20 protein-coding genes are annotated in these 24,490 nt (G+C 64.3%); 14 read left to right on the forward strand and 6 right to left on the reverse strand.

Annotated elements, in window-relative coordinates:
* From AC1ROT_RS15435 to ybaL, 3 genes are all read left to right on the forward strand, one after another.
* Window positions 1-408, forward strand: coding sequence for a hypothetical protein (locus tag AC1ROT_RS15435; RefSeq protein WP_493000041.1), 408 nt, complete (start codon window positions 1-3; stop codon window positions 406-408).
* A 237-nt stretch (window positions 409-645) separates the two neighbouring features.
* Window positions 646-1,872 carry a threonine--tRNA ligase gene (gene thrS / locus AC1ROT_RS15440; RefSeq protein ID WP_493000042.1) on the forward strand — a complete coding sequence of 409 codons (1,227 nt, stop codon included), beginning with the start codon at window positions 646-648 and terminating at the stop codon, window positions 1,870-1,872.
* Window positions 1,873-2,105: 233 nt separating this feature from the next.
* Window positions 2,106-3,812 carry a YbaL family putative K(+) efflux transporter gene (gene ybaL, locus AC1ROT_RS15445; RefSeq protein ID WP_493000043.1) on the forward strand — a complete coding sequence of 569 codons (1,707 nt, stop codon included), beginning with the start codon at window positions 2,106-2,108 and terminating at the stop codon, window positions 3,810-3,812.
* A gap of 2 nt (window positions 3,813-3,814) precedes the next feature.
* Here the strand turns inward: ybaL and AC1ROT_RS15450 are convergent, their stop codons facing one another.
* A complete protein-coding gene (locus tag AC1ROT_RS15450) occupies window positions 3,815-5,266 on the reverse strand; it encodes an alginate export family protein (RefSeq protein WP_493000044.1) in 1,452 nt (483 codons plus the stop codon).
* Between the two features lie 168 nt (window positions 5,267-5,434).
* Here AC1ROT_RS15450 and rph point away from each other — a divergent pair, with 168 nt between their 5' ends.
* From rph to hemW, 3 genes are read left to right on the forward strand one after another with little or no spacing between them, the layout of a single operon-like run.
* A complete protein-coding gene (gene rph / locus AC1ROT_RS15455; protein ID WP_493000046.1) occupies window positions 5,435-6,151 on the forward strand; it encodes a ribonuclease PH in 717 nt (238 codons plus the stop codon).
* Between the two features lie 2 nt (window positions 6,152-6,153).
* Entirely contained in the window at window positions 6,154-6,765 is a 612-nt protein-coding gene (gene rdgB, locus AC1ROT_RS15460; RefSeq protein WP_493000047.1) for an RdgB/HAM1 family non-canonical purine NTP pyrophosphatase, read from the forward strand.
* Window positions 6,749-7,960: a radical SAM family heme chaperone HemW gene (gene hemW, locus AC1ROT_RS15465; RefSeq protein WP_493000049.1), complete on the forward strand. Its 1,212-nt coding sequence runs from the start codon at window positions 6,749-6,751 to the stop codon at window positions 7,958-7,960. The genes rdgB and hemW overlap by 17 nt, the downstream gene beginning before the upstream one ends.
* Before the next feature lie 89 nt (window positions 7,961-8,049).
* Here the strand turns inward: hemW and AC1ROT_RS15470 are convergent, their stop codons facing one another.
* The 3 genes from AC1ROT_RS15470 to AC1ROT_RS15480 form a co-directional block, all read right to left on the reverse strand.
* On the reverse strand, window positions 8,050-9,168 hold the full coding sequence (locus AC1ROT_RS15470) for a DUF2855 family protein (RefSeq protein ID WP_493000051.1): 1,119 nt from the start codon (window positions 9,166-9,168) through the stop codon (window positions 8,050-8,052).
* Between the two features lie 83 nt (window positions 9,169-9,251).
* Window positions 9,252-12,404 carry an efflux RND transporter permease subunit gene (locus AC1ROT_RS15475; protein WP_493000052.1) on the reverse strand — a complete coding sequence of 1,051 codons (3,153 nt, stop codon included), beginning with the start codon at window positions 12,402-12,404 and terminating at the stop codon, window positions 9,252-9,254.
* A gap of 12 nt (window positions 12,405-12,416) precedes the next feature.
* Window positions 12,417-13,541, reverse strand: a complete 1,125-nt coding sequence (locus AC1ROT_RS15480) for an efflux RND transporter periplasmic adaptor subunit (protein ID WP_492971678.1) — start codon at window positions 13,539-13,541, stop codon at window positions 12,417-12,419.
* A 102-nt stretch (window positions 13,542-13,643) separates the two neighbouring features.
* On the opposite strand from AC1ROT_RS15480, the gene AC1ROT_RS15485 reads away from it, so the two are divergent.
* The 3 genes from AC1ROT_RS15485 (at window position 13,644) to AC1ROT_RS15495 (ending at window position 17,099) form a co-directional block, all read left to right on the forward strand.
* Complete coding sequence (locus AC1ROT_RS15485; RefSeq protein ID WP_493000054.1) at window positions 13,644-14,117, forward strand: DUF488 domain-containing protein; 474 nt, start codon at window positions 13,644-13,646, stop codon at window positions 14,115-14,117.
* 69 nt (window positions 14,118-14,186) lie between these two features.
* The gene (locus tag AC1ROT_RS15490) at window positions 14,187-15,137 is read left to right on the forward strand and encodes a TAXI family TRAP transporter solute-binding subunit (protein WP_493000056.1); all 951 of its coding nucleotides are present in this window, start codon (window positions 14,187-14,189) and stop codon (window positions 15,135-15,137) included.
* A gap of 108 nt (window positions 15,138-15,245) precedes the next feature.
* Window positions 15,246-17,099, forward strand: a complete 1,854-nt coding sequence (locus AC1ROT_RS15495) for a TRAP transporter permease (RefSeq protein WP_493000057.1) — start codon at window positions 15,246-15,248, stop codon at window positions 17,097-17,099.
* Here AC1ROT_RS15495 and AC1ROT_RS15500 read toward each other — a convergent pair whose 3' ends face one another.
* Complete coding sequence (locus AC1ROT_RS15500; RefSeq protein ID WP_493000058.1) at window positions 17,100-18,539, reverse strand: FAD-binding oxidoreductase; 1,440 nt, start codon at window positions 18,537-18,539, stop codon at window positions 17,100-17,102. It abuts the gene before it with no gap.
* A gap of 91 nt (window positions 18,540-18,630) precedes the next feature.
* Here AC1ROT_RS15500 and AC1ROT_RS15505 point away from each other — a divergent pair, with 91 nt between their 5' ends.
* Window positions 18,631-19,017 carry a VOC family protein gene (locus AC1ROT_RS15505; RefSeq protein ID WP_492971673.1) on the forward strand — a complete coding sequence of 129 codons (387 nt, stop codon included), beginning with the start codon at window positions 18,631-18,633 and terminating at the stop codon, window positions 19,015-19,017.
* Here AC1ROT_RS15505 and AC1ROT_RS15510 read toward each other — a convergent pair whose 3' ends face one another.
* A complete protein-coding gene (locus AC1ROT_RS15510) occupies window positions 19,018-19,947 on the reverse strand; it encodes an L-threonylcarbamoyladenylate synthase (protein ID WP_492971672.1) in 930 nt (309 codons plus the stop codon).
* 98 nt (window positions 19,948-20,045) lie between these two features.
* On the opposite strand from AC1ROT_RS15510, the gene AC1ROT_RS15515 reads away from it, so the two are divergent.
* From AC1ROT_RS15515 to AC1ROT_RS15530, 4 genes are all read left to right on the forward strand, one after another.
* Entirely contained in the window at window positions 20,046-21,836 is a 1,791-nt protein-coding gene (locus tag AC1ROT_RS15515; RefSeq protein ID WP_493000059.1) for an acyl-CoA dehydrogenase, read from the forward strand.
* Between the two features lie 104 nt (window positions 21,837-21,940).
* Window positions 21,941-23,089: an MBL fold metallo-hydrolase gene (locus AC1ROT_RS15520; protein WP_493000060.1), complete on the forward strand. Its 1,149-nt coding sequence runs from the start codon at window positions 21,941-21,943 to the stop codon at window positions 23,087-23,089.
* Window positions 23,090-23,159: 70 nt separating this feature from the next.
* Window positions 23,160-24,002: an SDR family oxidoreductase gene (locus AC1ROT_RS15525; RefSeq protein ID WP_493000061.1), complete on the forward strand. Its 843-nt coding sequence runs from the start codon at window positions 23,160-23,162 to the stop codon at window positions 24,000-24,002.
* A 180-nt stretch (window positions 24,003-24,182) separates the two neighbouring features.
* The gene (locus tag AC1ROT_RS15530; RefSeq protein ID WP_492971668.1) at window positions 24,183-24,449 is read left to right on the forward strand and encodes a YMGG-like glycine zipper-containing protein; all 267 of its coding nucleotides are present in this window, start codon (window positions 24,183-24,185) and stop codon (window positions 24,447-24,449) included.
* Window positions 24,450-24,490 lie beyond the last annotated feature (41 nt).

A 24,490-nucleotide genomic window follows, 5' to 3' on the forward strand; every position in this document is an offset into this window, starting at 1 on the left:
ATGCCCGCCAACTGGACCGACAAGCTGAATGACGGCAAGCCGCACCAGGTGAAACCGGCCCCCATCGACATCGCCGGCATGAAGGCCGGGCAGGTGATGCTGGTGCCGACGGCGAAGCTGGTCGACGGCTTCATCCGCAAGCTGCCGCAGGGTGCTGCGCTGGATGTACCGACCCTGCGGTCGCGGCTGGCGCGCCAATACAAGGCGCAGGTGACCTGTCCGATCACCATGGGCTTCATGCTGCGTATCGTTGCCGAAGCGATGCTGGAGGCGCGTGTGGCCAGCGCACCGCTGAAAAGCCTGACGCCGGTCTGGCGCGTGCTGGATGCCGAAGCCGCGACGTTGAAGAAGCTGCCGAAGGCCGGTGCCACCTTCCTGCTGGCGCAAAGGAAAAGCGAGAAATTGTAGGCGCGCAATTTTCCGGTTGACCAAATTCCGATCTCCGCTTACCGTCCGCGCACCATGCAGAGCATTATTCTCACCGTAGCTACCATTAAGGTTACCGCCACCGGCGGTGCCCTGGGTCGTTGCGCGTAGAAAGATAACGCAAAGCAAGACACCCAGAGGCCCCGCCGGCGACGGACGGGGCCTCGGTGTTTCTGGGGCTCCGTTCATCGCCGGTCCAACCCGATCACGGAGACCGACATGAACAGTTTCAGCCGTTTAGACCGCAGCCCGGACAGTTCCGACGCCTATGACCACCGTGTACTGGGCACCAGGCTCGACCTCTTCCACCAGCAGGAGGAAGGGCCGGGCATGGTGTTCTGGCATCCGCGCGGTTTTGCGCTCTATCGCGTGGTGGAGGATTACATCCGCCGCCGCATGCGCGAGGCCGGCTTTGCCGAGATCCGCACGCCGCAGTTGCTGAGCTACAGCCTGTGGGAACAGAGCGGCCATGCCGAGAAGTTCGCCAACGAGATGTACCGCCTGAACAGCGGGAATCGGCCGTTTGCGCTGAAGCCGATGAGCTGTCCGGGGCATGTGCAGGTGTTCAACAAGACCCTGCGTTCGGTGCATGAGCTGCCGCTGCGCTATTGCGAATTCGGCGCCTGTCATCGCGATGAACCGTCCGGCGCCCTGCAGGGGCTGATGCGCACGCGCAGCTTCACCCAGGACGATGCGCATATCTTCTGCACGGAGGAGCAGGTGGAAGGCGAAGTGCAGCGTTTCTGCGAGCTGCTGCGCAGCATCTACAGCGACTTCGGTTTCGGTGCGCCGCTGGTGTTCTTCTCCACGCGACCGGCGCGGCGTGCCGGCGACGAGGCCACCTGGGACCGTGCCGAAGCCGGCCTCGCCATGGCGGCGCGGCGCGCCGGGCTGGATTTTGCCATCCGCAGCGGTGAAGGCGCCTTCTATGGACCGAAGCTGGAATTCCATCTGCGTGACAGCCATGACCGCTCCTGGCAATGCGGCACGGTGCAGCTCGATTTCGTGCTGCCCGAGCGGCTGGGCGCCGATTATGTGGCCAGCGACGGCACGAAGAAGCGGCCGGTGCTGATCCATCACGCGGTGCTGGGCAGTCTGGAACGCTTCATCGCCATGCTGCTGGAGCATCATCGCGGTGCCCTGCCACTGTGGCTGGCGCCCGAGCAGATCGTGGTGGCCAGTGTCACTGGCGGCCAGGAGACCTATGCCCGCAAGGCGGCGGCCATGCTGGGCCGCGAGGGCTATCGCGCGGCGGTGGATGTGCGCAACGAACACATCGGCCGCAAGATCGCCGAGGCCCATGAGCAGGGCGTGCCGCTGCTGGCGGTTGTCGGCGACCGCGAGATGGAACGCGGCAGCCTCACGTTGCGCCATCGCGACGGCAGGCAGGAGGAGTTGTCGCTGGGTGACGTTGCGCGGCGCTTCCGCGATGCGGCGTTCAGATAACTGCGTCATGCCAACGCGCAGCGGTGGCATCCACGACTTGGGCTGCGGCTTTCAAGACGTGGATGCCACGCCAGCGTGGCATGACGGTTTTGGAGTATGGCGCGATGTTCCGCGATGTTCTCAAAATTTCCGCAGATCGTCGCGATAAACGCATGCGGCTTCGGTTGAAGGTGAGGGAGTGCGACCCTATTTTGGGAGTCTGAACCAGAATCGAACCGGGGGACCTGCACGGGATGCCGCATCACACACCGCTGATTGCCACCATCGTGATGGGCCTGGTGCTCGCCTTCATTTTCGGCGCCATCGCCAATCGCCTGCGGGTTTCGCCGCTGGTGGGTTATCTGTTGGCCGGTGTGTTTGTCGGTCCGTTCACCCCGGGCTTCGTAGCCGACCAGGCGCTCGCCAACGAGCTGGCCGAGATCGGCGTGATCCTGCTTATGTTCGGCGTCGGCCTGCATTTCTCGCTGAAAGACCTGATGTCGGTGAAGGCCATCGCCATCCCGGGCGCGGTTGTGCAGATCGCGGTCGCCACGGTGCTGGGCATGGGCCTGTCTTGGGGCCTGGGCTGGTCGATCGGCGGCGGCTTCATCTTCGGCCTGGCGCTGTCGGTGGCGTCCACTGTGGTGCTGCTGCGCGCCATGCAGGAGCGCCGGCTGGTGGAAACCGACCGCGGACGCATCGCGGTCGGCTGGCTGATCGTGGAAGACTTGGCCATGGTGCTGGCGCTGGTGCTGCTGCCGGCGCTGGGCGGCCTGATGGCGCCGGACAATTCAGGCGCCGTGCAGCTGCAGCCGCTGGACATCGCCAAGACCGTCGGCATCACGCTGGCCAAGGTGGCGGCCTTCGTCGCCATCATGGTGGTGGTCGGCCGCCGGGTGATCCCCTGGATCCTGCATTACATCGTGCATACCGGTTCGCGCGAGCTGTTCCGCCTGGCCGTGCTGGCGATTGCGCTGGGCGTCGCCTTCGGCGCGGCCAAGCTGTTCGGCGTATCCTTTGCGTTGGGCGCCTTCTTCGCCGGCATGATGATGAGCGAGTCGCCGCTCAGCCATGAGGCGGCCAATGAATCGCTGCCCCTGCGCGACGCTTTCGCCGTCCTGTTCTTCGTCTCGGTGGGCATGCTGTTCGACCCGCATATCCTGCTGGAAAACCCGCTGCCGGTGCTGGCGACGCTGTTCATCATCGTGATCGGCAAGTCGCTGGCGGCCTTTTTCATCGTGCTGGCCTTCCGCCATCCGCTCGGCACGGCCCTGCTGATTTCCGCCAGCCTGGCGCAGATCGGCGAATTCTCCTTCATCCTGGCCGCACTCGGCACCGAGATGAAGCTGTTGCCGGAAGAGGGCCGCGACCTGATCCTGGCCGGCGCGATCCTCTCCATCATCCTCAATCCGCTGCTGTTCGTCGGCATCGACTGGCTCAAGCCGCATCTGGAACGGCGCATGACCACGAGCAAGCCGGGCGAGATCGCGCCAGCGCCCGAAGTGGTCGCTGCGGCGGCCGTGCCTGATCCCGATGCGGTGCCGGTGAAGACGACGCTCAGCAACCATATCGTGCTGGTCGGCTATGGCCGGGTCGGCAGCCTGGTCGGCGCGGCGCTCAAAAGCCGCGGCCTGCCCTTCCTGGTTATCGAGGACGGCGAGAAGCTGGTGCGCGACCTGATCAAGCAGGGCATCGAGGTGTTGGCCGGCAATGCGGCGCGCGCCGATGTGCTGGCGGCGGCGAATCTTGCCGGCGCGCGGCAGCTGATCGTGGCGATCCCCAATGTCTTCGAGGCCGGCCGCATCGTTCAGGTGGCGCGGGCCGAGAATCCCTCGCTCACGATCATGGCGCGCGCCCATGCCGATGCCGAGATCGACCATCTGGTCGAGCATGGCGCCGGCATTGTCATCATGGGCGAGCGCGAGATCGCCCGCGCCATGATCGAGAAGCTGCCGGCCTGATCCTAGAACTGATAGGCGAAGACCATCTGGCCGAGCCAGGTGGTGCGGTCGGTGGCATCGGTAGTGCCCTGCTGCTGGCGGCGGCCGTCGCCGGCTTTCGCTGCACCCAGCACAGTGCTGACGGTCAGGCCCTTCAGCGGCGTGTCCCAGACCGCAAAGACGTCGATCTCGTCCAGCAGGCGGTCGGAGCGCACGCCATTGGCCAGGTCGGGCTTGTCGAAACGGTGGCGGTAATAGATCGCGCCAAGGCTCAGCTCTTCCATCGGCTGCAGCTTCACCTGCACCATCTGGCTGTTCAGGTTGGTGTTGCTGCCGACATAGCGGGCGAAGATCTCGCCCTGGTCCCAGCTGCCATAGCCGCGCGGCCCACCAGCCATGTAGAGCGAATCCCAGCCGGTCTGGCGATTGTCGGCCGTGTTGCCGTCGCCGCTGAAATGCGCGTAGCGATAGCTGAGGCGCGGCGACCAGGGCAGGGCGGAGAGCGTGTATTGCGGTTCGACATACCAGGCGTTGGCGCGGACCTTGGTGGCGCCGATCTGGTTGTCCTGGCGCGCATACTCGCTGTAGAGCGCGAAATCGCTGAAGGCGTCGCCCAGCGGGCTGAGTAGCGTGCCGCCGGAGCGCACTGCCCATACGTTCAGACCCTCGCGGGTGGTATTCAGGGCGCGGTCGGCGTCATAGACTTTCAGGGCCGTGGCGCCGAGATACCAGGCGCGTTCCTCATACTCGAAACGGCCATGGTCCTTGTGGCTGGAGCCGAACCACTCGACATTGCCGCCATAGAGTTTGGTGCCGGCGCTGTCCTGGCCACGCATGAAATCCTGGTCGACATTGCCCTGCAGATGGAACACATCGGCGCGCACCGGCTGGGTGTTGAGCCGCAGGATCGCCGTGCGGTCGAAGCTGGCGCGCGGGCCGATCACATAGGCGCCGCGGCGCAGGCCATCGAGCGTGCCGTCGGCAAGCAGGAAGCCGTCGCCAACCACGAAGCCCTGGCGGCCGGCCGAAACATCGACCGCATCCTCGCCCAGCGCGGCAAAGGCGAGGCCGGATTTCCAGCCGAGATAGGCTTCATCGACGGCAAGGGCATCGGGGCGGGTGCCGGTGCCGCTGGTGCGCTGGGCATCGCCCTGCCCACGCGTGGCCGAGCCGAGCAGGCGGATGCTGCCGTAAACCGTCGTGTCGTTGAGGAAATAGTCCAGCGCCAGGCCCGGCGCGACGAATCCCTCGGCCCAGTCGCGCCCGCCTTGACGTCGACCGCCGGAGGACAGGCTGCCCAGACCGTTCTGCGCATTGGCGACACCGAAGACGCCGAAACCGGCATCCAGGTTGAGCGTCAGCTCGGCATCGCCGAAGCCGAAGCGCTTGCCGGGTTTGTCATGATCGTCTTCGGCAGCGACGGCGGGTGCCGCCGCGCAGAGTAGGGCGGCGAAAAGGCCTGATAATCTGGTCATCGACAAATCCCCCCGCCAGCGGCCGGTTGCTGGTCCGGTACTGTCCCATCGGTTATGCTGCCGTGATATTGCATCGGGCCGTCCCACTCAAGCACACGCCTTGTGGGATATCCGGAATTCCACTAGAAAAGCCGCTGCTTTTCAGACTTATTCGCGAGGAACCAGTCCATGCGTCCGAGTGGCCGCGCCGTTGACCAGTTGCGCCCTGTCCGCCTTGAGCCGGGCTTTGCCAAATATGCCGAAGGGTCCTGCCTGATCAAGTTCGGCGAGACCCATGTGCTCTGCGCCGCCACCATCGAGGAAAAGGTGCCGCCCTTCCTGCGCAACACCGGCCGCGGCTGGGTCACGGCGGAATACGGCATGCTGCCGCGCTCGACCCATACCCGGACCGATCGCGAAGCCTCGCGCGGCAAGCAGTCGGGCCGCACCCAGGAAATCCAGCGCCTGGTCGGCCGGTCCTTGCGCGCCGTCACCGACCTGACCGGCTTCGGCGAACGCCAGATTCGCCTCGACTGCGACGTGCTGCAGGCCGATGGCGGCACGCGTACCGCCGCCATCACCGGCAGCTGGGTGGCGCTGCATCTGGCCTTCGCCAAGCTGGTGAAGGAGGGCGCCATCGCCAAGATTCCGCTGATCGGCCAGGTCGCTGCTGTCAGCTGCGGGTTGTGCGACGGCGCGGCCGTTCTCGATCTCGATTACCCGGAAGACAGCACGGCGCAGGCCGATGCCAATTTCGTTCTGACCGATGCCGCCGCCATCGTTGAAGTGCAGGGCACCGCCGAAAAGGAGCCGTTCTCCGAAGCGCAGTTCGCCGCCATGCTGCAACTGGCCAAGAAGGGCATCAAGGAGCTGAATATCCTGCAGCGCCAGGCGGTGGGGCTGTAGCCATGACGACCGCGCGCCGTTTCACCGGCGATACGCTGGTGATCGCCACCCACAATCAGGGCAAGCTGCGCGAGATCGCTGAACTGATCGCGCCCTTCAGGGTGCGCGCGGTCTCGGCCGGCGAATTGGGACTGCCCGAGCCGGACGAGACCGGAGATACCTATCTGGCCAATGCCGAGCTGAAGGCTCTGGCGGCCGTCCAGGCCGCCAATCTGCCGGCGCTGGCCGATGATTCCGGCATCAGCGTCGATGCGCTGGATGGCGCGCCGGGCATCTATTCCGCGCGCTGGGCCGGGGCGTCGAAGGATTTCGGCAAGGCAATGGAAAAGGTCTGGCAGGCCGTACAAGACAAGGGGGCGGAGCCGCCCTTCACCGCGCGCTTCGTCTCGGTGCTGACGCTGGCCTGGCCCGATGGCCATCGCGAAAGCTTCGAAGGCATCGTGCCGGGCCGCCTGGTCTGGCCGCCGCGCGGCAGCCATGGCTTCGGTTACGATCCGATGTTCGTGCCCGATGGCGAGACGCGGACCTTCGGCGAAATTCCGCATGCCGAAAAGCAGACCATGAGCCATCGGGCGCTGGCCTTCCGGCAGCTGATCGATGCCTGTTTCGGCTGAACCATCGGCGGTCAAAGTCCCACAGCGTGGCTTCGGCCTCTATGTGCACTGGCCCTTCTGCGTCTCGAAATGCCCCTATTGCGACTTCAACAGCCATGTGCGCGAGCAGGTGGATGCAAGGCGCTGGCAGGCCGCCTATCTGACCGAGCTGGATCACTATGCCGCGGCCGGCATCGGCGCCGGTGAAACGGTCACCTCGGTCTTTTTCGGCGGGGGCACACCATCGCTGATGCCGCCGGAGACGGCGGCGGCCATTCTGGAGCGGATCGCGGCGCGCTGGCGGCTGTCGGCCGATGCCGAAATCACGCTGGAGGCCAATCCGAATTCGGCCGAGGCCGGCAAGTTTGCCGGTTTTGCTGCGGCAGGCGTCAACCGTCTCTCCATCGGCGTGCAGAGCTTCGAGCCTGCGGCGCTGAAATTCCTCGGCCGCGCCCATGATGCCGGCGAAGCCCGCCGTGCGATCGAGGCAGCGCAGAAGGCGGTGCCGCGCTACAGCTTCGACCTGATCTACGGCCGGCCGGAACAGACCGAAGCGGCCTGGCGGGCGGAACTCACCGAGGCGCTGAAACTGGCCGGCGACCATCTGTCGCTCTACACGCTGACCATCGAGCCCAATACCGGCTTTGCCGGTGCGGTGGCGCGCGGTGTGCTGCATCCGATGGAAGCCGATACGCAGGCGGCGCTCTATGATGTGACGCAGGAGATCATGGAACAGGCCGGCCTGCCGGCTTACGAAATTTCCAATCATGCTCGCCCTGCGTCTGATGGTATGACGGGCGGCGAAAGCCGGCATAACCTGGTCTACTGGCGCAGTGGCAGCTATATCGGCGTCGGACCGGGCGCCCATGGCCGCATCCTGCAGGATGGGCGCTGGGCGGCGACGCAGACCAGGCGCAAGCCGGAAGCCTGGCTGGAGCAGGTGGAAGCGTCAGGTCATGGCCGCGAAAGCCAGGCGACCGTGGCCGCTGCCGAGCGCGCCGAAGAAGCGCTGATGATGGGCCTGCGCCTGGCCGAAGGCGTGTATGCGCAGAACTTCCGGGCTGCCACCGGACTCGATCTGGATACCGTAGTGCCGGCGCAGCGCTCGCGGCCGCTGGAACAGGCGGGCCTGCTGGAGCGGACGCCGGAGAAGATCGTTGCCACCAAAGATGGCCGCGCCGTGCTGGACGGGCTGCTGGCGAAGCTGTTGGCTTAAAGGATAAAGACGTGGATCCCACGGCTGTGCCGTGGGATGACGCTGGGGTTTTATAGTCGGTCATGCCACGCTTGCGTGGCATCCACGATTTACTCCCACAGGCTCAGCATATGGCCTTCGTTCGGCTTCACCTGGCCAGCAAGCGTTGCCCGGTAGACGGCCTCAACCGTGCTGATGCCGCTGCCGCGATGCACGGTGAGGCAGCGCTGCAGCAGCGGCACGAAATCGGTCCAGGCCGATGCCAGTTTCATATCAAGGCCGCCGCGGCCCCAGTCCTTGTTGCGCTTGACGATACGGTCGGGCGCGAAGAAGAAGATCGGCCGCGCGCCGGGTAGGTCCTTGCCGCCGGGCGGATTCAGTTCGCGATGCGACAGGCCGACGGCGCAGCTGTAGGTCAGGTCGTCGGCGTAATGCTCATGCACGGCGCGGCGCAGGTCGGCGCTGCCGGCGAAATCGACATAGACGGCCTTCTGACGCGGCAGGCTGGTGATCTGGTCATAGGTCACGACGGTGTCATAGCAGTCCAGGTCTTCGACGAAGGCCCGGTTGCCGGCCGAGGTCAGTCCGATCACCTGCACGGATTTGTGCTTGTGCAGCTGATGCGCCAGGCCGAAGGCGGTTTTCGCCGAGGCGCTGGACAGCACGACTGCTTCGGCGCCGAAGAAACCTTCATCGGCGAGGAAATCGTCGATCAGGAAGGACGTGATGAACAGGGGCCGCAGCAGGGCCTGCCAGGCATCGAAGGGCTCGGCAAAGGTCGGGTCGCTGGTCACCCGCATGTAATGGTTATAGGCCGCCGGCAGCTTGGTGCGATGGGGGCTGGAGTCGAGGAAGGTGTTGTCGGTGATCTTGGCGGGCTGCAGCACCAGATGGCTGGCCATCGGGAAGTAGCCATAGATGCGTTCGTCCACCGCGATGCCCTCGGCATTGGAGGCGATCACATCGGCAAAGCCCCAGACCGGGATCATGCCCCATCGCGCGTCTTCAGTCGGGAAGAAGGCCCAGTAGGCCATTTTCTCGCCAAGCTCGGCATAGGTGATGTTGTTGGCGGTGAAGGCGAAGCTGTCGACCTTGAGCAGAATCTCACCCGGCTTCAGGTCGCTCTGCCGCAGGGTGCCGGTGGCGGTCTTCGTCTGGGTCAGGTCGGTCTTGTCGATCAAGACGCTGGTGACGGCAATACTGTCTTTCTGCGTGGCGGTCTGCGACATGCGATCCTCCCGTCTGATCGGCCCGGTTCTTTTCTGTTCTAGTCTATATATGGGCCGGCGACAGGATGGTGACAAGATGCCGGTTATTCGGCGGGCTGCCTTGCCCCAGCGTCATCGGTGCCGTGGTCATCGGGCAGTTTGCCCAGCTTGCGGCTCGCCCAGGCGCCCAGATCGTCCAGATAGGTGAAGATCACCGGCGTGACCACCAGGGTCAGCAGGGTGGACGAGATCAAGCCGCCGATCACCGCATGGGCCATGCCGGCGGTCTGCTTGGCGCCTTCGCCGACGGCAAAGGCCAGCGGCAGCATGCCGAAGATCATCGCCAGGGTGGTCATCATGATCGGGCGCAGGCGGATTTCGCCGGCTTCCAGGATGGCCTCCGTGCGCGCCATGCCCTCACGGCGGGCATGGTTGACGAAATCGATCAGCAGGATGGCGTTCTTGGTCACCAGGCCCATCAGCATGATGAAGCCGATGACGGCAAACATGCTGAAGGTGGAACCCCAGGCCCAGAGGCCGACGACGACACCGAACAACGACAGCGGCAGCGAGGCCATGATGGCGATAGGCTGCAGGAAGCTGGCGAACTGCGAGGCGAGGATCAGGTAGATCAGGATCACCGCCAGCAGCAGCGCGGCGGCGGCATAGCCGGCCGACTCCTTCATGTCCTTCGAGGCGCCGCCGAACCAGAAGCGGTAGCCGGGTGGCAGGGTCAGCTCTTCCAGTCTGGTCTGGATCAGCCGGCTGACCTCGCCGACCGGACGGCCATCGGTGGTGGCGGTGAGCAGCACTTCGCGCGCCAGGTCGCGACGGTTGATCTGGGTTGAGCCGGTGGAGGGCTGGATATGGACCACCTGCGACAGCGCCACCATCTTCGGATTGCCATCGGCATTCATCTGGCTGGAGGCCACATAGATGCGGGCAAGGTCGGGCATGCCGGTACGATCGTCGCGCGGCAGGCGCACGAAGACGCTGTAGTCTTCCGAATCCGGCGCTTTCCAGGTGCCGGCTTCCTCGCCGGCCAGCAGCGGACGCAGCGTGGCGGCAATCGCCGTGGTGCTGACGCCGAGGTCGGCGGCGAGCTGGCGGTCGACATCCAGCGCCACCGTGGGCTTGTTGGCCTTCAGGCTCGATTCCAGATCGACCACGCCGGGGACCGTGCGCATGATCGTCATGGCTTCCTGGGTCAGCCGGTCGAGCGTGGCGATATCCTGGCCCTTCAGCGCGATCATGATCGGCTTGTTCAGGCCGCCGCCCAGATTGGCCTGGCCGATATTGATGTTGTCGATGCCGGCGATGCGGGTCAGGCGTTCGCGGAAGTGCACCGCCATCTGCTGCGGCGATTTCGTACGCTGGCTGATCGGCACGAAGCGGACATAGAGCGTGCCGACATTGCGCCGGGCGAAACCGCCGGCGTTGATCGAGGCGAAGGAATAATCCACTTCGGGGAATTCCTTCAGGGCGTCCTGCGCCTGACGAATCTTGGCCTCGGTATAGTCGATGGCCGAGCCCGGCGGGGTGGTGATCTCGACCAGGATTTCCGAAAGATCCGGCTCGGGCAGGAATTCGGTGCCGATGGCGCCGGTGCGCAGGATGCCGATGGTGGCAATGAAGCTGAAAACGGCCAACAGCAGCACCAGCCAGCGCAGGCGCAGGCTCCAGGCCAGAATCCGGCGATAGATCCGGCCGAGCCAGTCCATGCCCCTGTCGACGAGGCCGACGGCGCGGCCGATGGGGCCGCGCTTGGCATTGGGCTGGCTGTCCGGGTCGTGCCAGACGCTGGATAGCATCGGGTCGAGCGTGAAGGACACGAACAGCGAGATCAGCACGGCGACCGTCACCGTGATGCCGAACTGCAGGAAGAAGCGGCCGATGATGCCGTCCATGAAGGCGACCGGCAGGAAGACGGCGACGATGCAGAAGGTGGTGGCCAGCACCGCCAGGCCGATCTCGTTGGTGCCGTCGAGCGCAGCCTGGCGATGGCTTTTGCCCATGGCGACGTGACGCGTGATGTTTTCACGCACCACGATGGCGTCGTCGATCAGGATGCCGATGGCGAGCGACAGCGCCATCAGGGTCAGCTTGTTCAAAGTGAAGCCGGCGGCATGCACGGCGGCCAGCGTGCCGATCACGGCAATCGGCAGGGTGAGGCCGGTGATAACGGTGCTGCGCCAGGAATTCAGGAACAGGAAGACGATCAGGACGGTGAGGATGGCGCCTTCGATCAGAGTGCGCTGCACGCCATTGACTGAAGAGAGGATGGCGCGGCTGTCGTCGCGCATGAACTGCAGCGAAACGTCTGACGGCAGGTCGGGCTGCAACTCCTTCATCGCCTGCTTCAGGCCGGTGATGACCTCCAGTGTGTTGGAGCCCTGTACCTTGACGAAGCTGATCGCCAGCTGGCGGTCGCCGTTGAACAGCGCGACAGCCTCCTTTTCCTCGGAACCGTCGTCGATCGTCGCGATGTCGCCCACGGTGACCGAGGTATTGCCGCGGCGGGCCAGCACCAACTCGCCCAGCCGGCGCGGATCGGCGACGCGGCCCTCGATCTGCACGACGAATTCGGTCTGCGGCCGGGTGAGCGTGCCGAGCGGAATCTGCTGGTTCTCGGCTTTCAGCACATTGACCAGCTGGTCCATGCCAACGCCATAGGCCTGCATCTTTTCCGGATTGGGCAAGATGTTGATGCGGCGCTTGAGGCCGCCGACGATATAGGCCTGACCGACGCCGCGCACGGTCTGCAGGCGCTTGAGGATCACCTGATCGGCCAGCGTGGTCAGCTCGCGCAGGTCGCGGCGCTCGCTGCGGACGGTGATCGAGGCGACCGGCTGGTTATCGGGCGAGAAGCGCGAGATTTCGGGCATCTTGATTTCGTCGCGGAATCTCGGCGTCACCAGGGCGATCTTCTCACGCACATCCTGCGTCGCCGCGACGGCATTCACCGTCAGCTCGAATTCGATGATGACGGTGGAGCGACCCTCCAGCGAACGCGAGGTGAGGGTGCGCACGCCGCTGATGGTGTTGACCGCATCCTCGATAGGGCGGCTGACTTCGCTTTCCACGCTTTCCGGCGTGGCGCCGGGATAACTGGTATTCACCAGCACGATGGGAAACTCGACATCGGGGAACTGCTCGACGCTGAGCTTGAAATAGGCGAACAGCCCCACGACCAGCAGGGACAGCATCATCATGGTGGCGAAAACGGGATTGTTGACGCTGATGCGGGTGAGCCACATGGTGGTGGGTCCTTACCGGCCGGCGATACGGGCGGCGAGGCCGTCGCTCAAGCGCAATCCGGGGGTCGCCACCACGGTTTCGCCGGCCTCCAGGCCCGACGCGATGCCGATGCGGCCTTCCGCAGTGCCGCTGATCGCCACAGTGACGGCGCGGCGCTGCAGCCTGTTGTCCTTCAGCACATAGACGACCGGCGCGCCGTTATCCTGGCGCAGGGCTTCCTGCGGGATCGCCACGGTCTGCGCGGCCTCAACCAGCACGGCCTCGCCGCTGCCGAACATGCCGCCGCGCAGCACGTGGTCGGGATTGGCCAGCAGGATGAAGACCGGGATCGAGCGCGAGCCGGTCTGCGCCGTCGGATTGATGCGGTCGATCTGGCCGGTGAAGCTGCGGTCGCCGAAGCCCTCGACGCGGATCGAGACCTTCTGGCCGATCTTCAGCTGCGGCACGTCGCGCGCCGGCACCATGGCTTCCACTTCCATGGTATCGAGATCGGCGATGGCGAACAGCTTGGCATCCACGGCGACGCGCTCGCCCGGATTGACCAGGCGGTCGCCCACCAAGCCATCGATGGGGGCGTAAATGGCGGCATCGCCCAACGCCTTGCGCGCCATGGCGAGCTGCTGCTCCAGCGCCGCGACATTGGCGCGGGCATTGCGCCAGGCGTTCTCGGCCTCGTCCATCGCGGTCTGCGACTTCACGCCGCGCTGCAGCAGCGTCTCGGCCTTTTCGCGATTGATCTGGGCCAGGTTGAGCGCCGAGCGGGCGCTGTCGAGATTGCTCTGCTTCTCGCGCAGCTTGGCGCCGACATCGGCGGTATCGAGACGGGCCAGCAGCTGGCCTTTCTTCACACGCTCGCCGCGCCGCACGGTGATCTCGTTGACCACGGCGGCGACTTCGGCGCGCACCAGGCTCTGGTTGAGCGGCTGCAGGCTGCCGCTGAAGCGCACCACCTGGCGCAGATCGGCGCGGGTGGCCTGCACCAGATCGGCCGGCGAGAATTCCAGGCCGTCGAATTTCGCGGTTTCGGTTGTGGCGACTGCCCGGGCTGCCTGGCGGCCCTTGAGCACATAGAGACCGCCTCCGGCCACCACGGCCAGAACCAGGATCGAGACACCGATCTTGACGACGCGTTTCATGCTGTAATCCCCCGCCCGGCCACCCTGTGCTGCCAGGCAGAGCCGTATATATAAGTACGGACGAACCGCGTCCAATCCTGCAATAGTTACCTATAGGTAACTGTGATATTAATCACAGAGGTCCCACTGACCCTCACGGTTTACACCATCGGCCATTCCAACCAGACCGCAGCGCAGTTCGTGGCCCTGCTGCAGCGGCATGGCATCCGCCTGCTGGCCGATATCCGTTCCGCACCGGCCTCGCGGTTCGCCCCGCAGTTCAACCGCGCCGCCCTGGAGCGCAGCCTGGACGATGCCGGTATCGGCTATCGCTGGCTGGGCGCAGCGCTGGGTGGGAAACCGCGGGCGGCCGAGCCGGTCTTCGCTCACGGGATCGGCGACCTGCTCGCACTGGCCGGCGTGCAGCCGGTGGCGATGATGTGCGCGGAGCGCGACCCGCGCCAGTGCCATCGCACCCATCTGGTGACGCCGGCGCTGCAGCAGCAGGGCGCGGCGGTCGCCCATATTCTGGGCGACGGCAGCCTGCTGCCGCATGATGCGCTGCAACAGCCGCCGAAACAGGGCAGCCTGTTCTGATCTTCGCTTGACGCGGCAGTAACGCATACGCAGACTTCCCGCATAAAAATTACATAACGGGAGGACGTCATGCAGTATCGCAGCATCTTTTATGCTGGCGCAGTCGCCGGCTTGGCCGTTTTCGCCGGCGCCGCCAACGCCCAGACCTACAAGCTGATGACCGGCCCGCAGGGCGGCGTCTGGGTGCCGATGGGTGGCACCTTCAAGGCAATGTTCGAAAAAGCGCTGCCGGGCAGCACGATCCAGACCTTGCCGGGTGCTGGTATCGCCAATGTGAAGGGCATTGAGGAAAACAAGGTCGAATTCGGCTTCGGTAACTCGACCTCCACGGTGGACGCCATCGAGGGCCGCGCACCCTTCGACAAGAAGGCAAGCAATGTCTGCCAGATCGCCAATCTCTATCCGCAGTATTTCCAGATCGTCGCACTGGCCGACTCCAAAGTCGACAAGGTCGCCGATATGAAGGGCAAGACGATTGCCGTGCAGACCAAGGGCAATACGGCCGAAGCCATCTCGGTCGATATCCTGAAGGCCAACAGCCTGGCTTACAGCGACATGGGCAAGGTCAACTTCATGGCCTCGTATAACGATGCGGCGGCCCTGCTGCAGGACGGCCATGCCCAGGTCTTTACGCTGGGCACCACGATCCCCGCCTCGTCGGTGATGGATCTGGCCTCGTCGCGCGGCATCAAGATGGTGCCGGTGACGGATGCGGAAGTGGCGGCGATGAAGAAGATTAATGCCGGCTATGTGAAGGGTACGATTCCCGCCAACACGTACCCCAAACAGGACAAGGATGTGCCGGCAATTGCCTATTCGGCGCATTTCATCGCCTCGTGCAAGCTGCCCGAGGACAAGGTCTATGCCGTGACCAAGGCGATGGCGACGCAGATGGGCGACATGGTGGCGGTGAACAAGGCGATGTCACGCATGACGGTGAAGGACATGGCCGAGGATATCGGCGTGCCCTTCCATCCTGGTGCGGCGAAGTATTACCGCGAAGTCGGCGCGCTGAAGTAAGCGCTCCAAAGGAGAGTAACCGTGATCAGTTGAGGCGACTGACCGGCGTTGCCCCGTCGGAGAAACGGGCGGCGCCGGTACTTTTTAAGATTTTGGGGGAGCGTTACCATGGAAGGCAGGACCCTGATCGGGCGGATTGTGGCGCCCATCGGCGTGACGATGGCGTTGTACCATATGTGGGTCATCGCCATGGGGCCGCCGCAGGCGCTGATCTTCCGTGGCACCCACCTGGCCTTCGCCCTGGCGCTGATTTACCTGCTGTATCCCTTTGCTGCAGGCACTGACGGGCGGCGCCGTTTTGTCTGGCTCGATGCTTTGTTGTTTGCCGGCGCGGCGCTGGGCCTGGGTCACCTGTTCCTCGATTACGACTACTTCATCAACCGCATTATCTATATCGACGATCTCAAGCCGCTGGATATTCTCGCCGGTCTCAGCCTGGTGCTCGTGGTGCTGGATGCCACGCGCCGCGTGATCGGCTGGGCGCTGCCGATCACGGCTCTGATCTTCATGGGGCACGCGCTGTTCGTCACCCGGGTCGATCCACTGACGCTGTTGGACCAGCTTTACATGACCACCGAAGGCATCTTCGGTTCCACGCTGGCGGTTTCGGCATCCTATGTGACCATCTTCGTGGTGTTCGGTAGCGTGATGGAGCGCACCGGCACCGGGAAGCTGTTCATGGATTTTGCGCTGGCGCTGACCGGCCGGCAGGCCGGTGGCCCCGGCAAAGTGTCGGTGGTTTCATCCTCGCTGTTCGGCACGATCTCGGGTTCGGCGGTGGCCAATGTGATGGTCGACGGGCCAATCACCATTCCATTGATGAAGCGTTCGGGTTTTACCAAGCATTTTGCGGCCGGCGTCGAAGCAGTGGCTTCCACCGGTGGCCAGATCATGCCGCCGATCATGGGTGCTGCCGCTTTCGTGATGGCCGAGTTCCTGGCGGTCAGCTATTTCCAGGTCACGGTCTGGGCCCTGATTCCCAGTATCCTCTATTACGTCGCCTGCTTCGGGGCCGTGCATTTCGAAGCCAAGCGCCAGGGCCTGCTCGGCCTGCCGTCCCATGAAGTGCCGCGCCTGCTGGCCGTGTTGCGTGAACGCGGCCATCTGTTCATCCCGGTCGCCATCATCCTTGGCGGTATGATTGCCGGCTATTCGGCGCCGATGTGCGCGCTGGCTGGCACGCTGGCCTGTTTCCCGGTAGCCCTGCTGCGGGCCGCCACGCGCCAGGAATTACGGTGGAGCCTGATCCCCGAGGCCCTGGAAGACGGGGCCCGCAACACGCTGGCAGTGGCGATGGCCTGCGCCTGTGCTGGCCTGGTGATCGGCTCGATCACGCTGACCGGGTTGGGTATCAGCTTCACCAACTGGCTGATCGGCCTGTCGCAGAACAGCCTGCTTCTGGCGCTGGTTTTGACCGCAGTAGCCGGCATCATCCTCGGCATGGGCATGCCAACCACACCGGCCTATATCGTCATGGTGTCGCTGATGGTGCCGGCAATCATGAAACTGGGTGTCATCGAGCCGGCGGCACATATGTTCGCCTTCTACTTCGCGATCCTGTCGGCCATCACACCGCCGGTAGCGCTGGCGGTCTACGCAGCGGCCAGCCTGGCGAAAGCGGATCTATGGAAAGCCGGCTGGGCGGCGGTGAAGATCGGTGCCGCCGGTTTCATCGTACCCTTCATGTTCGTGTTCCAGCCGGCGCTGCTGATGATTGGCGACTGGCCCGAGATCATCCATGCCACGATTTCGGCCTGCATCGGCATTGCCATGCTGGCGGCCGGCCTGCACGGCTATTTCCGCACGCATCTGCGCAGCTATGAGCGCGTCATGATGATTGCCGGTGCGCTGGCGATGACTTTGGTGCCGGGCTGGATGGGCGATGCGGTTGGCGTGACGTTACTAGCTGCCCTGCTGGTTGGGCAGAAGCTGCTGCCCAACCAGGTGGTGCTGGCCAAATGATTACGGCCAGACCACTTTGCCGGGATTCAGGATGTTGTCGGGGTCGAAGGCGCGTTTGATCCTGCGCATCATCTCGATCTCGACCGGCGACTTGTAATGCACGATTTCGTCGATCTTCATGCGGCCGACGCCATGTTCGGCCGAGATCGAGCCCTGCATGCTCTGGACGATGTCATGCACGATGGTGTGTACGGCATCCCAATGCTTCAGGTATTCGAGCCGGTCCCAGCCAACCGGCTGCGAGGCATTGAAATGCACATTGCCATCGCCGATGTGGCCGAAGGCGACGACGCGGATACCCGGCAGGTAGGCTTCCACCGCCTTTGATGCCTGTGCGATGAAGTCCGGCATTTTCGAAACCGGCACCGAGATGTCGCATTTGATCGAACCACCTTCGGGCTTCTGCGAACTCGACAGCAGTTCGCGGATTTTCCAGAAGGCAGCCCGCTGGCTGTCGGATTGCGCAATCGCGGCATCCAGAACCAGGCCTTTCTCGAAGCCTTCAGCCAGCAGGGCTTCCATGGTCTCGCCAATATTGCCGTCATCGCGGCCGGACGAGAATTCCATCAGCACATACCAGGGATGCCGCTCGGACACGGGATCGACCGTGCCGGGATTGTGCTTGAGCGCAAAATCCAGTGACAGGCGCGAGATCAGTTCGAAGCCCGTTACCTGGCCGCCGGTGGCGGCTTTCGACAGCGCCAGCAGTTCGATGGCCGCCGCCGGGCTCGGAATTGCCGTAAAGGCCGTGGCCATCGCCTTGGGCAGCGGGTGCAGCTTCAGCACGGCGGCTGTGATGATGCCCAGTGTCCCTTCGCCGCCGATGAACAGGTCCTTCAGGTCGTAACCGGTATTGTCCTTGCGCAGGCCGCGCAGGCCGTTCCAGATCTGGCCATCGGCCAGAACGACCTCCAGGCCGAGCGCCAGTTCGCGCGTGTTGCCGTAGCGCAGCACGGCATTGCCGCCGGCATTGGTGGAAAGGTTGCCGCCGATGGTGCAACTGCCTTCCGAACCGATCGAGAGCGGGAACAGGCGGTCGGCCTCGCGGGCGGCCTGCTGCACCTGCTGCAGGATGCAGCCGGCTTCCACCGTGATGGTGTCGTTCAGCGGGTCGATGGCGATGATCTTGTTCATGCGCTGCAGCGACAGGATGATCTCGTCGTTGCTCATGAACGGAATGTTGCCGCCGACCAGACCGGTATTGCCGCCCTGTGGCACCAGCTTGGTCCCGGTCTCGCGGGCCAGTCTGATGATGGCGGACACTTCTTTGGTATTGGCGGGGCGCAGCAGCATCGGCGAATTGCCGACATAGAGATCGCGCTGCTCGCGCAGATGCGGGGCCAGCACATCGGGATCCGTGACCCAGCCCTTGGGGCCGACAAGAGCCTTGAAGCGGTCGAGCAGGGCGGATGGCAGCGGCGTGACAATCGGTGCGTTCATGGCCGCAACCCTAGCGCAATGACAGAAGATCGCAATATTCCGGCCAGCGGGAGATGCTATTCTCGCATGGCAATACGGGCAGGAGGGGCGAATGACGGTGGATATTGGCCGGATCGGCCAGATTGCAATTTCAGCCGGCGATGTCGACCGGGCGGAAGATTTTTACGGCGTGAAACTGGGGTTCCGGAAACTGTTCCGGTTCGGCGATCTGCTGTTCTTCGATTGCGCCGGCGTGCGCCTGCTGATCGAGAAGGCGCAGGGTGCCGTGAAGACGGCGGGTGCCACGATTTATTTCCGTTGCGCCGACCTTGCGCTCGCCATACCGGAACTGCAGGGGCGTGGCGTGGTCTTCACGCAGGCTGCGCATCTGGTGGCCGAGATGCCTGACCATGATTTGTGGATGGCATTTTTCGACGATCCCGACGGCAACAGCCTGGCGTTGATGCAAGAAGCGCCGAAGGGCTATCGTCCGGTATGACTAGCGACCGCGCGCCGCGCGGACGAGGCGATCATTGATTGCCAGACCAAGGCCTTGTTGCGGAATCGGCATTACCGCGATGCCGTCCAGCCCTGCGACGTGATCCAGTGCATGCAACCCCGCATAGAGGCGGGCGGCCGCCTGGGCCAGATCGCCGGTGTCGCTCAAGGAAAAAACGGTGGCATAGCCGGCCGGCGGCTTGCCGAAACTGAGCAGACCTTCCCTGCCCTGCGCTGCGGCGGCATTGAGACGTACCGGCAGGCGCGGCGCATAATGCTTCAGCAGCATGCCCGGCGCCTGGATTTTTGCATCCACCGGTCGGCCGAGCGGCTCGCCCAGCATAGCCTCTATGGCTTCGGCCGCAATGCCGCCCGGCCGCAACAGCAATGCCTGCGACCCGGTGAGGCCGATCACGGTGGATTCCAGTCCGACCGGGCAGGCGCCGCCATCCAGCACGGCGATCTCCGGTCCTAGGCTGTCGCGCACATGCTGTGCCATGGTGGGCGAGACATGGCCGGAGCGGTTGGCCGAGGGGGCGGCGACCGGGCGGGCGACGCGGGCCAGCAGGTCGCGCGCCAGCGGGTGGGCTGGCACCCGCAAGGCCAGCGACGGCAGACCGGCAGAAACGGCGTCCGTCACCGGGCAGCCGGGTTTGCGTGGCAGCACCAGGGTGAGGGCGCCGGGCCAGAAGCGTTCCGCCAGCAGACGGGCGCGGCTGTCCAGCAGCACCAGATCGTCGAGCTGGGCGATATCGGCCACATGGCTGATCAGCGGATTGAAATCCGGCCGGCCCTTGGCGGCGAAGATTTTTGCCACGGCCACGGCGTCCGTGGCGTCGCCGCCCAGGCCATAGACCGTCTCGGTGGGAAAGGCGACCACATCGCCGGCCAGCAGCCGCGCGGCGGCCTCTGAAATCGTTACGTCAACCATGGGGCGCAGTTTAGGCGGGCAGGGCTTGGCCTTGCTAGGCATCCCGGACCATATTATGCCTGCCGCAACACCAAGATTGCGGTCAAGGGAGACCCAAGATGGATTACGCCGCCCCCCTCAAGGACATGCGCTTCACGCTGGACCAGATCGCCGGCCTGGCTGAACTCGGCCAGTTGCCCGGTCTGGAGAATGCCGATGGCGACACGGTGGCTGCCGTGCTGGAAGAGGCGGCGAAATTCGCGGCCGGCGTGCTGTCGCCGCTCAACCGCGGCGGCGACCAGCATGGCGCCAAGGTCGACAACGGCGTGGTGCGCACGGCGCCGGGTTTTGCCGATGCCTACAAGAAATTCGTCGATGGCGGCTGGAACGGTATGCCATTCGCGGAAGATCTTGGCGGTGGCGCCATGCCGTGGGCTGTCACCATGGCGGCACAGGAGATGGTGCAGGCGGCCAACCTGTCCTTCTCGCTTTGCCCCTTGCTGACCCAGGGGGCCATCGACGCGATCATTGCGCATGGCACCGACGATCAAAAGGCGATGTACCTGCCCAAGATGGTGTCGGGCGAATGGACCGGCTCGATGAACCTGACCGAGCCGCAGGCCGGTTCCGATGTCGGCGCGCTGAAATCCAAGGCCGTGCCGGTGGGCGATGGCACCTACAAGATCAAGGGGATGAAAATCTTCATCACCTATGGCGAACACGACATGGCCGACAATATCGTGCACCTGGTGCTGGCGCGCCTGCCGGATGCACCGGCCGGCACCAAGGGCATCTCGCTGTTCATCGTGCCGAAATTCATTCCCGACGCCCAGGGCAAGCCCGGCAAGCGCAACGATGCGCGCGTGGTGTCGCTGGAGCACAAGCTCGGCATCCATGCCAGCCCGACCTGCGTCATGAGTTATGGCGACAACGATGACTGCATCGGCTGGCTGCTGGGCGCCGAGAACCAGGGCATGCGCTGCATGTTCACCATGATGAACAATGCGCGCCTCTCGGTGGGCTGCCAGGGCCTGGCGATCGCCGAGCGCGCCTACCAGCAGGCGCTGGATTACGCCGAGCAGCGCAAGCAGGGCCGTCATCCCGGCATGAATGCCGAGCAGCATGTGGCGATCATCGAGCATGCCGACGTACGCCGCACGCTGATGCTGATGCGCAGCCTGACCGAGGCCTGCCGCGGCCTGATCTACCTGAACGCCGCCGCTATCGACCGTGCGCATCATCATCCCGATGAAGCAGAGCGGAAAAACTGGAAGGCGATGGTCGAGCTGTTCACGCCGCTGTCGAAATCCTGGGCCACCGATATCGGTTGCGAAGTTGCATCCATGGGCCTGCAGCTGCATGGCGGCATGGGCTTTATCGAGGAAACAGGTGCGGCGCAGCATTACCGCGACGCCCGCATCCTGCCGATCTACGAGGGCACCAACGGCATCCAGGCCATCGACCTGGTGATGCGGAAACTGCCGCTGAATGGCGGCGAGACGGTGAAGGCGCTGTTCGCCCAGATCGGCGGCACGGTGGCCGACCTGGCGAAAGCCGGCGATCTTGGCAGCCTGCACAGCCATCTCGATGGCGCATTGAAGTCGCTCATCCAGGCATCGGTCTGGATGGGTGGCCAGGTGACGAAGAATCCGGAGGCGGCGCTGGCCGGGGCCACGCCCTACCTGCGCGGTTTTGCTGTCACGGTGGGCGGCTGGCTGCTGGCGCGTCAGGCGCTGGCGGCGAAAGCCGAGATCCTGCAGGGCAGCAGCGATTCCTATTTCACCGCCAAGATCGTCTCGGCCCGCATCTTTGCCGAGCAGGTGCTGAGCAGCGTGGATGGCCTGTGCCGGGCCGCGACCGAGGGCAGCGAGGCGCTGGCCGAGGTGACGCCCGAGCTGCTGCGAGCGTAAATCCGGGGTTTTCGTTACGGGCTGACCGGCGCTGACGCTACGTCAGCGCTGGACTTCGCTTGTTTGACGCTTACGTAAGCGTCAAACTGGGGCAAAACCCGCCCATGACCCAGACCAGGACCAGCCGCGTGGCCGACGCCGCCCAACCCAGCGACTCCCCCAATATCGATGGCACTGCCGTATCCGATCAGGGCAGTCTCACCTATCCCTTTGCCAAGGAGGGAACCGGACGCCCCGGCAATGCCGAAGTGATGGCGATGCGGCCGGGCGTGCTGTGGCTGCGCATGCCAGTGCCGATTCCGGGGCTGGACTACATCAATCTCTGGCTGATCGAGGAGGCCGAGGGCTGGACCTTGGTCGATACCGGCCTGCGGTCGTCCCGCCTGCAGACGATCTGGGATCGCATTGTCGCCCAGCATCTGAAGGGCAAGGCCATCACCCGCATACTCTGCACCCATTTCCACCCCGACCATCTGGGCCTGGCCGGCTGGCTACAGCAGCGTTTCGATGCGCCGCTGTGGATGACCTTTGGCGAATGGACATTCGGCCGTATGCTCGAACTGGAGCAGTCGCCTGAAGTGCCCGCCGATGTGATCGCCTTCTACACGCGGCTCGGCTTCACGGCCGCGCAGCTCGATGCGCTCAAGGCCCGCGGCTTCGGCAATTTCGCCAAGGCCGTGTCGCCGATCCCGCGCAGCTTCCACCGTATTTCCGAGGGCGATGTGATCGCCATGGGCGGCCATGACTGGCAGGTGATTGTCGGTCGCGGCCATTCGCCCGAGCATGCCTGCCTGTTCAGTCCGACCCTGAACCTGCTGATTTCCGGCGACCAGGTGCTGCCGCGCATCTCGCCGCATATCGGGGTCTATCCTGGCGAGCCCGAGGCCGGGCCGCTGACGCAGTATCTGGACTCGCTCGACAAGTTCGATCATCTGCCGGCCGATGTGCTGGTGCTGCCCGCCCATGGCGACCCGTTTATCGGTCTGCACAAACGTACCGCGATGCTGAAGCGGCACCATGCCGTACGTCTGGATGCCCTGCTGGCTGCCATGCAGCAGCGGCCGCTGACCGTGATCGACGCCCTGCCGCTGCTGTTTCGCCGTGACGTGACCGACCATATGACCCTGGCCGTGGGCGAGGCCCTGGCTCATCTGCATCACCTGATGCATACGGGGCAGGTGATGCGTCGTCTGAATGCCGCCGGCCAGTATGAGTTCCTGCGCGCCGGTAGCGCCGCCGAAGCCGCGCAGTAATTCCTTTTCCTTTTCGCACCACAAAGTCCACCCGTCGCGCTAGGATGGCGAAAACGACGGGAGGACGACCATGACCGAGACCATCCGGACCGGTTCGCTGCAGGGCAAAACCCTGTTCATCACCGGCGCCAGCCGCGGCATCGGCCTGGCGATTGCGCTGCGGGCGGCGAAAGACGGGGCCAATATCGCCATCGCCGCCAAGACCACCGAACCGAATCCCAAACTGGCCGGCACGATCTATACGGCGGCCGAGGCCATCGAGAAAGCCGGCGGCAAGGCCCTGCCGCTGGTGGTGGACGTGCGCGAGGAGGCCGTGGTCGAGGCTGCTGTGAGCCAGGCGGCGGAAACCTTCGGCGGCATCGATATCCTGATCAACAACGCCTCTGCCATTTCGCTGACCGGCACGCTGGAAACGCCGATGAAGCGCTATGACCTGATGCACCAGATCAACACACGCGGCACCTATCTGTGCAGCCAGAAATGCCTGCCATACCTGCTCAAGGCCGAGAATCCGCATATCCTCAATCTGTCGCCGCCGCTCAACATGGAGCAGCGCTGGTTCGAATCCCATGTCGCATACACGATGGCGAAGTTCGGCATGAGCATGTGCGTGCTGGGCATGGCGGGTGAGTTCCGTCGCAAGGGTGTCGGCGTCAATGCACTATGGCCGCGCACCGCTATCGATACCGATGCGATGAATGTCATCACCGGGCCTGAGCTCCGCAAGAAATGTCGTAAGGTGGAGATCATGGCCGACGCGGCCCATGTGATCCTCACGCGGCCGGCGAAGGAAACCACCGGCAACTTCTTTATCGACGATGAAGTGCTGCGCAGCGCCGGCCTCAATGACCTGTCGCGCTATCGTTATCCGGGCACGGCGGAAACCGACCTGATCCCGGATTTCTTTGTCTGAAATCTCACAAGCTGTGAGATTCCTGCGATAAGCACCCGGCAGCCGTGCGGCTGCCGCATTTGCTGCTCATATTCTCCTAATCGGGCGCCAACCGGAACTATTCCGGAATGGGGTCGTTTCTGTAGCAACCTCATGACATGACTTCGGCAAACGAAGCTGTGCCGTGATTAGGAGGCAGTTATGACGAACATGACGAAAAACCGTCTTATGGCCGCTGTGGCGGCAATGACCCTGATGGTGGCTGGCGCGGGTTTAAGTGCCTGCGGTCAGTCGAAAACGGATCGCGCGATTTCGGGTGGCGCCATTGGTGCCGGTGTTGGTGCCGTCGGTGGCGCGCTAACCGGTAATACGCTGGGCGGCGCGGTGCTTGGCGGCGCGGCTGGCGCAGCGACAGGCGCGCTGACCGATGACGATCAGATCAATCTCGGCAAGCCCGCTTGGAAGTGATGGGTCGAACCATCATTGCCTCTCGGCATCAACATCCGCCT

The sequence above is a fragment of the Ferrovibrio sp. GW821-FHT12E11 genome (assembly GCF_058806975.1).